The 13,581-nt window shown below is 41.8% G+C and carries 9 protein-coding genes; 5 read left to right on the top strand and 4 right to left on the bottom strand.

What is annotated here, in order from left to right; translation table 11 throughout:
• The first annotated feature begins 312 nt into the window (after positions 1 to 312).
• On the top strand, positions 313 to 513 hold the full coding sequence (locus tag HQQ92_RS23675; RefSeq protein ID WP_309247075.1) for a hypothetical protein: 201 nt from the start codon (positions 313 to 315) through the stop codon (positions 511 to 513).
• Between the two features lie 298 nt (positions 514 to 811).
• Here the strand turns inward: HQQ92_RS23675 and HQQ92_RS06530 are convergent, their stop codons facing one another.
• The 3 genes from HQQ92_RS06530 to HQQ92_RS06540 all read right to left on the bottom strand — a co-directional run bounded on the left by HQQ92_RS06530 (position 812) and on the right by HQQ92_RS06540 (position 8,758).
• Positions 812 to 1,318 carry a hypothetical protein gene (locus tag HQQ92_RS06530; protein ID WP_173244030.1) on the bottom strand — a complete coding sequence of 169 codons (507 nt, stop codon included), beginning with the start codon at positions 1,316 to 1,318 and terminating at the stop codon, positions 812 to 814.
• 106 nt (positions 1,319 to 1,424) lie between these two features.
• Complete coding sequence (locus HQQ92_RS06535) at positions 1,425 to 5,684, bottom strand: EAL domain-containing protein (protein WP_173244032.1); 4,260 nt, start codon at positions 5,682 to 5,684, stop codon at positions 1,425 to 1,427.
• 284 nt (positions 5,685 to 5,968) lie between these two features.
• Positions 5,969 to 8,758, bottom strand: a complete 2,790-nt coding sequence (locus HQQ92_RS06540) for an insulinase family protein (RefSeq protein ID WP_173244035.1) — start codon at positions 8,756 to 8,758, stop codon at positions 5,969 to 5,971.
• A 169-nt stretch (positions 8,759 to 8,927) separates the two neighbouring features.
• Between HQQ92_RS06540 and sixA the strand changes: the two genes are divergently transcribed.
• Positions 8,928 to 9,398: a phosphohistidine phosphatase SixA gene (sixA, locus tag HQQ92_RS06545; protein WP_028761045.1), complete on the top strand. Its 471-nt coding sequence runs from the start codon at positions 8,928 to 8,930 to the stop codon at positions 9,396 to 9,398.
• Between the two features lie 99 nt (positions 9,399 to 9,497).
• Here the strand turns inward: sixA and smrB are convergent, their stop codons facing one another.
• Positions 9,498 to 10,028: an endonuclease SmrB gene (smrB, locus tag HQQ92_RS06550; protein ID WP_173244038.1), complete on the bottom strand. Its 531-nt coding sequence runs from the start codon at positions 10,026 to 10,028 to the stop codon at positions 9,498 to 9,500.
• 80 nt (positions 10,029 to 10,108) lie between these two features.
• Between smrB and prmB the strand changes: the two genes are divergently transcribed.
• The 3 genes from prmB to HQQ92_RS06565 all read left to right on the top strand — a co-directional run bounded on the left by prmB (position 10,109) and on the right by HQQ92_RS06565 (position 13,526).
• Positions 10,109 to 11,053, top strand: a complete 945-nt coding sequence (gene prmB / locus HQQ92_RS06555) for a 50S ribosomal protein L3 N(5)-glutamine methyltransferase (RefSeq protein ID WP_011788895.1) — start codon at positions 10,109 to 10,111, stop codon at positions 11,051 to 11,053.
• Between the two features lie 124 nt (positions 11,054 to 11,177).
• Entirely contained in the window at positions 11,178 to 12,272 is a 1,095-nt protein-coding gene (aroC, locus tag HQQ92_RS06560) for a chorismate synthase (protein ID WP_028761043.1), read from the top strand.
• A gap of 78 nt (positions 12,273 to 12,350) precedes the next feature.
• A complete protein-coding gene (locus tag HQQ92_RS06565) occupies positions 12,351 to 13,526 on the top strand; it encodes an MFS transporter (RefSeq protein ID WP_105252091.1) in 1,176 nt (391 codons plus the stop codon).
• Positions 13,527 to 13,581: the final 55 nt, after the last annotated feature.

A 13,581-nucleotide genomic window follows, 5' to 3' on the forward strand; every position in this document is an offset into this window, starting at 1 on the left:
GGTTATTGCCGCTTTTTTTATTGCCACAAGGCATGCTTTTGCCTAAAAAATGTTCACATTGGGGATGTGGATCTTGTATAATCCGAGCCCTTTATCGAGAGTTCGGTGTTACGTGTTCTGTACTGAGAGCGTAGCGATGAATGAGTGTTGCTCGTTTATGCATAGTGCGGAAAACTTTTTATCCTGCCGTTAAAATGACGTATTTAACATGTGCATCAATCACCAAGACTACGCGAGTAGCATTCGCATTTTGATGAGGAATTAATTTCTCTACCTTTATGATTTATTTAGTTGTTTTTAAAGAGGTGGTTTGTGATTTTGCTGGTTATCTTTATCGCATTAATCTCGGCTTGGTACTTCGGCTTAGCTGCATTTACCGCAGGTCTTACTGTTAAGCATTGGGTGCTGCTGGGTTTTGTGCTCGGGCCTCTGGCTTATCCACTCTTTACGACACACCTCCATTTAGCCTTGAGGAAAATCCGTTGTAGTGAGGAAGGAATATTAAATAGCTAATTTATCAATCTGTTATGTAATTTACATGACTATTTAGTACTTTTATATTCTCTTAAAACTAAAGGGAGCCAATGCTCCCTTTATTGTTTCTAAGTCGCGCTAACTTAATTAACTATCACTGTACATGAGTTAGACTCATGTCTACAGAACTTAAATTAGTTCCACCAACCTTTTGCAGAAATCACTTCAAGGTGATTCAAGCCTTCAGGCAACTTAACTTTTTTACGCGCTGGCTTGGATAAACCGAGTGCTTTTTTGATTGAATTTAACATAGTCACTATCCTTAACCTGATTAATGTTATGCAACTTCAGAGTTAATGAACTTCACGCATGGATGACCTGCAACTTCAAGTGATTTGAATTTCACAGCAGGATGACCAGCAACCTCAAGTGATTTGAACTTCACAGCAGGATGACCAGCAACCTCAAGTGATTTGAACTTCACAGCAGGATGACCAGCAACCTCAAGTGATTTGAACTTCACAGCAGGATGACCAGCAACCTCAAGTGATTTGAACTTCACAGCAGGATGGCCAGCAACTTCAAGTGATTTGAACTTAACAGCTGGATGACCTGCAACTTCGAATGGTTTGAATTTGACTGCAGGATGACCAGCGACCTCAAGTGATTTGAACTTCACAGCAGGATGGCCAGCAACTTTGAGTGGTTTGAATTTGACCGCAGGATGACCAGTAGCTTCAAGCGATGTTTGTCCAGAATTGGAAGTCGCTTCAAGTGCTGCAGAATTTGCTACAAAGCCAATTGAAGATAATAGAGTAACTGTTACTAGGATTCCTTTAATCATTCTAATTCTCTCAGGGTAGTTGATATTGATTTATTATTGACACTGATAGTGCTATTGCACTTGTTGTGCCAATGTTGTAAATCAAAATCAAATTGAGAGTAAATGATTAAGTAATGTTACTCCTAGTGTTTGGCTTTGCCATGTCTTCTTGGAGTAGCAGGGTAAATTCGGTCTCCTTTATGGCCTTACTAAAAATATAGCCTTGAATTTCTTCACAGTTTAGTGCCCGTAAAATGTTCAATTGTGCTGTTTGTTCTACCCCTTCACCCACAACAGAAAGCCCCATGTTATGGGCGATGGTGATAATAGAATCGACCATTTTGAGATCGCGATCAGATTTATCTATATCGTCAACAAAGGCTTTGTCAATTTTTAAAGTATGAATAGGAAAGCGTTTTAAGTATGAAAGGGACGAGTACCCTGTGCCGAAATCATCGAGTGCTAAACTGACGCCCATTTTAGCCAATTGCTGCATGACGATAATCGCCGTTTCCGGCTGTTTAATGACGGTTCCCTCAGTTATTTCTAATTCAAGATGACATGCGGGGAGTTTAGTGAGTCTTAATATTGACTCTATTCGCTGTTGAATATCAGGCAGTGCAAATTGACGTGACGATAAATTGACGGCGACTCTGCCGCTGAATATGCCTTGTTCACGCCATTTTTGCGCTGCGAAACAGGCCTTGCGTAAGACAATTTCACCAATTTCAACAATCAAACCGTTTTCTTCAGCAAGTGGAATAAAGTCATTGGGGGGAATTAAACCATGTATTGGATGATTTAATCTGACTAAAGCCTCCATACCTGCAATTTTACCGCTTTTAAGATCAACCTTAGGTTGATAATAAACTTCAAATAGATCATCTTTTAAGCCTTCACGGATAAGATTTTCTATTTCTAATTGCCTAATTGCATGTTGGTTCAAGGACTCAGAATAAAACTGGTAGCAATTACCTCCCGCAGACTTAGCATGGTACATAGCAATGTCAGCCTTTCTCAGTAATGCTTGCTCGCTTTGTTCATCTTCTGGGAACAGCACTATACCAATACTTAATCCTAGGACTAGCTGTTCATTGCTAACGTCAAATGCAGGTTTTAGCCCTTCAATAATACGGTTAGCTATTGCTGCACTGGCGCTTATATCTGAACCCTTGTCTAATACAATGGCGAATTCATCTCCGCCTAGACGATAAATACTGGTATTTTTAGGAAGTAAGGACTTAATGCGGGTAGCAACGAGCTTTAATAAAGTATCCCCAATTTGATGGCCTAGGGAATCATTAATACGTTTAAAATTATCAAGATCAAGCACCATAAGCGCATGAGCTATTTCTCGATTCACTAGGTTATTTAAGGTCACTTGTAAGTTGGAGCGATTAGGTAGTCCGGTTAAGAGATCGTTATTGGTTAATTTTCTAAGTTCTTCTTCTTGCTGCTTACGTCTTGATATATCAGAAAAAACACCGACATAGTGTGATAATTCGCCTAACTCATCATAGATCGCATCGATCGTGAGCTCCATATGGAAGTGACTGTTATCTCCTCTGGCTGCTTCGACTTCATTTGCCCAGCGACCTTGCTGTTTTAACATAGTTCTAATTTGGGTGGAGAAGGTTTCTGGATATAAATCAAATGTGAGTAAGTTGCCAATAAAATCAGTTCGGTTACGTAATGAAATTTTACAGCAAGCTTCGTTGACTTCGACAAAACGGTATTCGTTGTCGAGGATAAACATACCTTCCGAAATGTTTTCAATTGCTTTTTCAAAGAGTTTTAGTTGTTCTTCCTTTTGTTTAAACTGACTAATATTTTTAATCGTTCCAGTCATTCGCAGGGCATTATCTTTGTCATCCCGCTCTACAATTTTGGCACGGTCTAAGATCCATACCCAATTGTCGTCTTTGCCTTTTACCCTATATGCGGCTTCAAAATGATCTGTTTCACCATAAAAATGCTTATTAAGCGCTTCACGGACACGTTCTTGATCCATAGGATGTATATTACTCTCTTCATCCGATTTTCCAGAACGATGCCCATCACGGGGAAATTCAAGAGCTCCCCAGATATTGGAGCGAAAAATATTGCCAGTTTCTATGTCCCAGTCCCACATTTCATCACCACTTCCCCAAAGGGAAAGTTTTAATCTTTCTTCGCTGAGGACAATTTGTCTTTGCGTTTCTCTACGACGTAAAATGGCTTTTACTATTATAAATGAAATAAATATTGTAATTACTACATATATCGATTTTGCTTGAAATGATGACCACCAAGGAGGCGTTATAATGACATCAAGCTCTTTTGTTACAGATTTTTCACCGGAAAGTGAATCAACGGCATAAACTTGAAAAGTATATTTTCCAGGTGATAAGTTTGTATATGTAGCAGAGTTCGTTCCATTTGCTGATATCCATGTATCAGAAAGGCCATACATCCTATAATGGTAGTTGGTAGATGAGTCGTCTGACATAGGTGATATAAAATTAAATGAGAATGGATAATCTGAATACTTTAAGGTTATTTCGTTTTTAGTTGGATTTTTTTTGTTAACAAAGTTACTTTCATTTTCTTGTATGATATTAAAGACTAAGAACTCTGATATTTCCGTTTTGTTTGTTTTTCTATTATTAATGTAGTTTACTACATTAATAGGAGATACCAAGCTAACTCCATTGATACCTGCAAGTAAAACATAACCATTAAAATCTATTCCACTCGGCGAGTTATATTCATACTGACTTCCATTTGACGTTTTTAAAGTGTATGATTTCTCATTTTTCTTTTCATATATAATCACTTCGCTTAATGATGCAGCAGTCAAAAAGTTATTGCTATTAACTATGGAGTAAATTTCTTTTTTGTTAGAAAATATTTCAGAAGTTTTATTGTTATTTTTATTGTAGAACATTAATGATGTAGATGTTCCAAAATAAATTCCATGATCACCTTTTACTATGCTGTATGTTATTTCTTCACTTAAATTTTTTAATAGCCCATTTTTATATTCTTTAAGGCCTCCCTGACCAGCAGTATAGATAACATCTGTCGACTCTAATTCAATGTCAAAAATAGGCTCATTTTTTTTAGTATCAACACTACGGATTACTTCTCCTTTACTGATAATCAATACCTTTCCATCAGATGTACCAGCAGCTATTAACGAGTTGTCTTTATTACTAGATAGTGATGATATTGATTTTTCACTAATCAACTTTATAGTTCCAGCAGTCTTCAGAAATAGCCCCGTGCTAGTGCCAAAATAGAGCCCGTCATCATTCAATATAGCGTATTTATATCCTTGGCTTTGAGTGTCGAAACTTTCGATTAAATTAAAGTTTTCGTCAAAAAGTTCTATCATTTCAGATTCAGATGATACTAGAAAACCCTGTGGATTTTTTGTAAGATGCCAAGTGTTATCTTTTATTAAATTAGTTTGTTGTACTAAATTTTTTACTTTTTTTATAAAAACAACACCTTGATCAATACTGCCAAGTATAAACATATCTTCGGTTGCAAAAAATGAAGATGTTTTATCTGTGCTATCTGTGGCTAGAAGTCCTACAATGCTATTTTTAGAAATATTAACTATATTTTTATTAGTGATACCATAAATAGTGTTTTTGTTTTTCGTGAGTTGAGAAAATACTCGTGGATCAATTTTTACTATTTTATTGTCCTTATACTTATATAGTCCATCACTTAATGATATGAGTAGTGTTGAGTGATCTTCTTGCTCGAAATCAATTGTTTTTTTAGCTATCTCTTTTAATTTATTCTGGGTTAACTTGAATAACGTACCTGCATAATCTCTTATATAATAATCGTCGCCTACTTTTATCGTTTTTTTGATTTCACTTAGGCCTTCATTTGAAAGTTCGTATGTTTTTTCTTTGCTATTTATATCTATAATTGCTTTGTTAGTTCCAACAATTAAACTCTTATCACTTGAGTTGAGGCTCCAAACAGGAGAGTTTTTTACCGACAGGCCATAATGAGAAAAGGATTCTTGAAGTTTATCATATACGACTAAGCCACTATCTGTTCCAACATATAAAATGCCTTTATCATCAATAAGTAAACTTCTAATAAAAGAGCTGGGAAGGCCTGTTCTAGTATCATTAGCATAAAAATGCTTAAAGTTTTTCCCATCAAATCGATTTAATCCATTAAATGTTCCTATCCATATATAACCATCATTGTCTTGAACGATAGACGTAACAGTGCTTTGGGAAAGTCCTTCTGGGACACCAAAAGATTGTGATTGGAGAATAATAGGAGATTTATCAGAAAAGGGAGATGCGTTTACGTCTTCGAATGCATGCAAGCTAAAAAAAGCGAGCAAGACGATTTTAAAGAGTGCTTTAGGCATAGTGTTTGTTCTTATTATCCGAGGATGCCATGAAACAATTGTGTTACATCACTTTTCCAGAAAGTGAGCGGTTTGTCAAAGTAGAGTCTGCAGAAAATCCTTTTAACAGCATGTAGATGCAGTAAAATTGTTCGGTGCTGAAGTGGTAGAACATGGGCTAGCCATGTTTTACATCAGGATTACGTCCAACACTGAAAGATACGACTATAGTTGGACTGATTTGTAGCGGTTCTGTTTGTTTACCTAACTTTGCTCACAAATGTGTGAGCAAAAGTGTTTTTTGTTTAGAAATTAAACTTCTCTGCCGTTTGCTTAAACGTTTTGAGATCTGTGATCATTTTTTCTGACTGTAACGCCGCTTGGGTTCTGTGTTGTTCACCTGTGCTAAATAACACTAAGCGATCGCTGTGCTTAGTACGCATTTTACGCATCATGAATTTGAGTAAATCAGTGCGGGTGAACTTAGTGATTTCGTCTACGACGAGTTCTCTTTGGTTAAATTGATAATCTCTATTGCCGACACTGACCCAATAACGTTGACTGCGAGTTTTGAGGTTCGCGTCGTGCTCCATGATTTGATTAATCAGACCTACCTTTGTGCTTTCCCATTCTTCGTTGGTGATTTGCATCACTGCATAATTAAAGTCGGCAATAAACTCGTCGATGGCTTCTAATAAATGCAGTGGCCCAGTTGTGGGTGACTGAATATAGAAAATAAGTCCAGGATGACGATTGAGCGGCAGATAACCTGTGCCTACCATATAGCCCAACTGTTTTTCAGTACGCAGCTCATGGAAGAAGGTGGACGACATAGTGTGATTCAGTAAGCTAAATAGCGCCATTTTTTCGGGTGTTGCCACGGCAGATTGGTAATACACAATAATTGCGCTATCTTGATGATCTATTGCGAGTTCTCTCAGTAACGTGCCTTGGCCTGTTAAATTCACTAATTCTCTGGTGGACTCGGCGCTCGGCGTCGAAACTAAAGATAAAATGTGCTCTAAACGTTTGCCAAGAGCTTGTGCTTCAGAGACTAGCCAATCCCCGTAGACTAACCCTTCAAGATAGATCTTTTCGTAGAAGGCGCGTACATGGTTATGTAAATCTTCTAGGCTAATATCTTCCAACATTTGAGCCATGCGTGCTGGTTCATAACTGCTTTTTTGCAGTGTAACAGTCAGGCTAGTAAATAATTGTGAAATCGGTTTAGCCTGTGTTTGATTCTGCCAACTGCGCAGAAGCTGAGATTTTATGAGGGCAAAGCGCTCTTCGGTAAAATTGCGCTCTCTGGCTTTATGGATTAATAGCGCTAATAACGTTTCTTGATTGCCGGTAAAGCCCGATAAATGCAGTGTAATTCCGCCTTGATGCGGATAAATGTTATAGCTTAATCCAGCAACTTCGGCCTGATAGGTTGGCTCGGTGAGATAATCGAGTAGCATTTCAACATATAAGCGGGTGAGGGCGGCATGCCTTGGCGTTTTACTTGCCTGCTCTGAATCCAGCGATAAATACATGTGACCTTTTGGCACATTAAACTCATCATCCTTCTTATGCCAAATGCGGTATCCAGTTGATTCAGCAACGATCACTGGCACGTCAACATCGCTCTTATCCGGACGGGCAATCGAGTCGGCGACAATAAAAGGATTTGCAGCCGGTAGCTGTAATTCAGGGCGAATATTGTTCACTTGCCAACGAGCTAGGGACTGTGGCGCAATTGGGCGGATTTTGTACGGCGTGTGATACCAGTTAGCTTTACGATCCGTTTTAACCGATTGGGCGATAAGCTGCAGGCGCATATTCTGTGGCACCATGAGCTCAAGTAGCTCAATGGTTTCAGGGATATCCAGCCCATCCATCCGATAATCGCCAAAGACCAAGTCTTCGACTTCATAGTGATGCATATTGATACTGAGATGGCTGGCTAAATCGAGTGATTTAACTTGCTCTTGATAACGAAACGCCATTTTGAGCAGGTTTGCACGCTCCAAATAACGCCATTCATCTAAGCCTTGGGTTTTGATAAGTTCAATATACTCAAAACAGCAGCTGATAATTTCATCGAGATTGCCTAGCCCTTTATCGGTTAACTGTAAACCGATACTGTAATCCTTGAAGTTATAGCCATTTACACCGCCGCCCGCAGACAAGTTGTTCACTAATCCTTGTTCTTTTAGATACGACAACAGACTGCCATGACTCTCATTGCCTAAAATATGGCTGATATAAGTCAAAGGCTTACGTTTGTAGTAGTGATCAATTCCTGGGAAATTAAAACTGATGCTTAAGCGTTTTTGCTCCTTAAGCGGCACAATATCGATTTGCCTCAACAGTTCTTTTTCTGAAAATAGTGGTACTTGAGGATAGTTTTTCACTAAGTTCAAGTTTCGGATCCCACTAAAATAGTGACAGGCTAAATCTTGTAATTTATCAAGGGAAAGCGGAGCGACTAAGCACAAGGTCATTAAGTTGGCGCTGTAATGGCTTTGATAGAAATCGAGTAATTCACTACGTACCTGTGCCTGTTCTCCGCCTAAGGTGACTAAGTTACCCACGGAAAATTTCGAAAATGGATGCAGTGGGTTGACTGTCTCTTTGAGTACTTGATAGGTTCGACGGATATCATCTTTTAGTTTTAAACTAAATTCAGATTCAATTGCTTGGCGTTCTCTATCGACTAAATCTAAATCAAATTTGGGGGCGATAAAAAATTGGCTGAATCTGTCTAAGGAGTCGGCAAACACTTCTTCATTGATGGTGAAAAAGAAGTTAGTGTGCTCTGTGCCCGTCCAAGCGTTATTGCTGCCGCCATGTTGGTTGATAAAGGCGTGATACTCGCCTGAGTCTGGGAATTTCTCAGTACCTAGAAAGAGCATATGCTCTAAAAAGTGCGCCATGCCGGGTCTATCTGCGGGATCATCAAAATGACCCACGCCTACAGCCATAGATGCGGCAGCTTGGCTAGCATCTTGATCTTCAACCAATAACACCCTGAGCGCATTATCTAATACAAGATAACGATACTGGCGGTGATCATTTGGACTTTTATATATGGACTGAGAGGCTTGCAAAGAGACACTCCGGTAACGATAGCTTGTTATATATTGATAGTCTTAATGGTTTTTAGCAAATATCTCTTGTGTTTATCGACTAAAGATTAAGTCTTGTGAGGTTTGTTGAAACGGATTTTAGGGCTACAATTGGGATAAAACAAAAACAAGTTTGAGTCGCGAGAGAAGTATGCAGCTATTTTTGATGAGACATGGTGACGCCGGATTTAATGCTCAGTCTGATAGAGACAGAACACTGACCGATGTTGGAAGGCACCATACTGTGTTGATGAGCAACTGGCTAGCTCGCAGTGTGGCTGATTTCGATCTTGTTTTAGTTAGTCCTTACTTACGAGCACAGCAAACGTGGCAGGAACTGAGTCAGCATTTTCCTGAGCCGCGTAAGTGGTTAGTCGCCGATGATCTTGTGCCTTCTGGCGATCCCGCCAATGTAGCCGCCTTGGTTGTGGCTTATGCTGAGTTATACAAGGCGGATAAAGTACTCGTGATTGCTCACATGCCGTTACTGGGTTACTTAGTCAGTGAGTTAGTGGCTGGCGTTGAGCCGCCATTATTCGCGACGTCAGGCATTACGCTTATTGATAAACATGCCGAGCAAGCGTCGATTGTGTGGCAGCACGCCCCGCATAGTATTAGCTAATCTAGGTTTATATCTCTTTTACAAAACAAACGGCCCACATTAAATGGGCCGTTCGTTTTCCGCTAAATAGTAAATGTTAAAGCCTAAGCCGATAGCGAGCTAACGTCTATGCGGCTGCTCACCAATATCAATCAGCACTAATAACGCCGCATCGCCGCCCCATTCTTTAGGGGCCTGATGGAAAGCTTTCACCATAGGATGCTGCACTAACCACATGGGAACTTGTTGTTTCAATATGCCACTGCCATAACCATGCATAATGCAGCAGCACAGGCTTTGCTGTTTAACGCAGGCTTGGATCAGTGCCGCTAACTCAAGTTTGGCTTCTGATTGGCGATAGCCGTGTAAATCCAGCAGTAAATCTGGCTGGTAATCGCCACGTCTGAGGCGTTTGAGTTCTAAACTGTCAACACCTTCTTCCAACCAACGCATCGGCCCTTGTACAGGCAGTAGTGGCTGATAAGTATCTGAGAAATAACTGTTAGCATGCAGTTGCTGCTCTTTTAGTTCTATTTCTTGTTTGGTTTTTAAGGGCATGGGAAAGTGTCGCTTATTTTGCGTGATGGGTTTAATTCCATCAATAAGCTTTGAGAACATCGCCAAGCCTTCTTTGTCGTCGTCTTTATTCATGGCGGGTATTCTATTGAATCCTATGGTTTCTGAATAGAGTTCAGTTACAATGTTTGCGAACAAACTAGCGGGAGCACGTTTTGGATAAGATCTTTGTAGATGAAGCTGTGACAGAATTACGTACTATTGGCGATATGTTACGTTGGGCCGTGAGCCGTTTTAACGATGCCAATGTGTATTATGGTCATGGTACTGATAATGCGTGGGATGAAGCCATCGCCTTAGTTTTCCATGCCTTACACTTACCCGAAGAAATCGGTCAGCAAGTGATTTTAAGTAACTTGACCAGCAGTGAAAAGCATAAAATTGTCGAGTTGATCATTCGTCGGGTGAGAGAACGCTTACCTGTGCCTTACTTGACCAACAAAGCGCGTTTTGCTGGGCTTGAATTTTACGTCGATGAGCGCGTGTTAGTGCCACGTTCACCGATTGCCGAAATGATCGCTAACCGTTTTAGTCCTTGGTTATATAACAAGCCAGTCACACGTATTTTAGATTTATGTACTGGCAGCGCTTGTATCGCGATTGCCTGTGCCTATGAATTTGAAGACGCCGAAGTCGATGCGCTGGATATCAGCGAGGATGCCTTAGATGTAGCGCAAATCAATATCGAAACCTTAGGTGTGATGGACAGAGTATTCCCGATGCAATCGGATCTGTTTTCGGCCATTCCAGAAGGGCCTCAGTATGATTTGATTGTTTCAAACCCACCTTATGTGGATGCCGAAGACATTGGCGACATGCCAGATGAATATCACCATGAGCCTGCCATCGGTTTAGCCTCAGGTCGCGACGGCTTAGATTTAACCAAACGCATACTGGCCAATGCCGCGCAATACCTAACACCAACGGGTTTGCTCGTAGTCGAAGTCGGTAATTCTATGGTGCATTTGATTGAGCAGTTTCCAGAAGTGCCATTCACTTGGATTAACTTTGAAAATGGCGGCGATGGCGTATTTGTATTGACCCGCGATCAACTGGTCGAAAATCAGTCAGTGTTCGGCATTTATCGCGACGCACAATAGCCTAAGATAGCAAATTAGGTTGAGACTTTTCCCGCTGCCAGTTAGGCTTGCAGCGGGAAAATAAATTGTCCAGTGGTCGCTGGACACGGAGCGATGAACAAATAACCTAAGGTGTACAAAGCGGATGTCTGGAAACAGTATTGGTCAAAATTTTGTAGTGACGACGTTTGGTGAGAGTCACGGTGTTGCACTGGGTTGCATTATTGATGGTTGCCCTCCTGGGCTTGAATTAACCGAAGCCGATATGCAGCACGATCTTGACCGCCGTCGTCCTGGGACATCCCGATATACTACGGCCCGTCGTGAGCCCGATGAAGTGCGGATTTTATCCGGCGTTTTCGAAGGTAAAACCACGGGTACCTCGATTGGACTCTTGATTGAAAATACCGATCAACGCAGTCAAGATTACTCTAATATCAAAGATTTATTTCGCCCTGGGCACGCCGATTATACCTACCAGCAAAAGTACGGTATGCGTGACTACCGCGGTGGTGGCCGCTCTTCAGCCCGTGAAACTGCGATGCGGGTTGCGGCGGGTGCTGTGGCTAAAAAGTATTTAAAGCAAGTTCACGGTATCGAGATCTACGGCTATATGTCGCAGCTGGGTCCTATTTGTGCGCAGACTATTGATCTTGACCAAATTGAGCAAAATGCCTTTTTCTTCCCCGATGCTAGCAAGCTGGAAGCGCTCGATGAATACATGCGTGAGCTGAAAAAATCCGGTGACTCGATTGGCGCGAAAATCTCCGTTATCGCGACAGGTGTGCCAGTGGGTTTAGGTGAGCCAGTATTTGATAGACTCGATGCCGATATCGCCCACGCGCTGATGGGTATTAATGCCGTCAAAGGTGTTGAGATTGGTGATGGTTTTGGTGTCGTGACGCAAAAGGGCTCCGAAGGGCGTGACTTAATGTCGCCGCAAGGCTTTGAATCTAACCATGCGGGCGGTGTGCTCGGTGGGATTTCGTCGGGTCAGCCGATTATTGCCCATATTGCGTTAAAACCCACATCAAGCATCAGTGTGCCGGGTCAAAGTATGACGGCGCAGGGTGAAATGGCCGAAGTTGTCACTAAAGGTCGTCACGATCCCTGTGTTGGGATCCGCGCGGTACCGATTGCCGAAGCTATGCTTGCCATTGTGTTGATGGATCACTTATTAAGACACAGAGCGCAAAATCAGGATGTGCGTAGTCACACGCCCGTTCTCGGAATGAGATAGGGGTATAAGATAGGCGCATGAAATAGCTGGTATGCGATAACGATACAATGAGTGGCATGAGATAAATGGAATGCGTTAATGTCAACTTCTTCTAGCACAAGCCGGCAATTGCGCTGGCTTTGTGCCTGCTATTTTTTCTTCTTTTCTATTCTCGGCACTATGGTCCCTTATCTTGGGGTCTTCTTCGAAAATCGCGGTTTTAATCCTCAAGAAATTGGCTTTTTACTCGCCATCCTGATGGCGACGCGCATCGTTGCGCCGAATGTGTGGGCTAAAGTGGCTGACCGAACGGGGATGCGCGCCGAGCTGATCAAAATGGGCGCGGGAGCCGCCGCGCTGGCGTATTTGAGTTTCTTCTACCATGGTGGTTTTGTGTATATGGCGCTGAGTTTGGCCCTCTATACTTTCTTTTGGAATGCGATCCTCGCCCAGCTTGAAGTGATCACCTTAGAAACCTTAGGCGAGAATGCCAGCCGCTACGGTCAAATTCGCAGTTGGGGCAGTGTCGGTTATATCTGTCTTGTTGTCGGTGCGGGCTTTGCCATTGGTCAGTGGGGCACTGAGGTGTTGCCTTATATCGGTTTGTCATTATTTATCGGCATGTTAGCCTGTGCGTTGCCACTACCAGCAAATCGTTTAGTGCGCGACACCAGCCAAGTGCGGCCGCCATTGCAATGGAATCGGGCGATTATTTGGTTCTTAGTCTCGGCGATGTTGCTGCAAATGAGCGCGGGACCTTTCTACGGCTTCTTCGTTTTATATTTAAAGCAAGCGGGTTACTCCGAATCCTCGGCGGGCATATTTGTCGCCCTTGGCGCTATGGCCGAAATCGTGATGTTTATGTTCGCGCCGCGTTTACTCGGTCGCTATGGTGTAAACACCCTATTGATTGTCAGTATCGGCATGACTTGCTTGCGTTGGTTATTGGTTGCCTTTGGGGTAGATAGCGTGTTGTGGCTTGGCTTTAGCCAATTATTACATGCCTTTACCTTTGGCTTAACCCATGCTGCATCGATTCAATTTGTGCATAAACATTTCGATGCGAGTCACAGAAGCCAAGGTCAAGCCCTATACGCCAGTTTAAGTTTTGGGGTTGGCGGCGCGCTCGGTACTTGGATTTGTGGCTATATTTGGGGCGATGGTAGCGGGGCGGTTTGGTCTTGGGTATTTGCCGCAGTATGCGCTTTTGCCGCTATGCTGGCGGTATTCTTTATCCCTAAGGATAAACCGAGTGTTGCAGCCCATACGGCCTAGTCATATCCATTAAGATAAAAGTATAAAAAAAATCAAAAGATTGCGTTAAGTGAGG

Origin of the sequence: Shewanella sp. DC2-4 (assembly GCF_013248875.1) — a bacterium.
Taxonomy (GTDB): Bacteria; Pseudomonadota; Gammaproteobacteria; order Enterobacterales; family Shewanellaceae; genus Shewanella; species Shewanella oncorhynchi.

Bases quoted from the DNA above. Each gene is read 5' to 3' on its own strand.
- HQQ92_RS06530 (WP_173244030.1), bottom strand. From the start codon at position 1,318: ATGATTAAAGGAATCCTAGTAACAGTTACTCTATTATCTTCAATTGGC.
- HQQ92_RS06535 (WP_173244032.1), bottom strand. From the start codon at position 5,684: ATGCCTAAAGCACTCTTTAAAATCGTCTTGCTCGCTTTTTTTAGCTTG.
- sixA (WP_028761045.1), top strand. From the start codon at position 8,928: ATGCAGCTATTTTTGATGAGACATGGTGACGCCGGATTTAATGCTCAG.
- smrB (WP_173244038.1), bottom strand. From the start codon at position 10,028: ATGAATAAAGACGACGACAAAGAAGGCTTGGCGATGTTCTCAAAGCTT.
- aroC (WP_028761043.1), top strand. From the start codon at position 11,178: ATGTCTGGAAACAGTATTGGTCAAAATTTTGTAGTGACGACGTTTGGT.
- HQQ92_RS06565 (WP_105252091.1), top strand. From the start codon at position 12,351: ATGTCAACTTCTTCTAGCACAAGCCGGCAATTGCGCTGGCTTTGTGCC.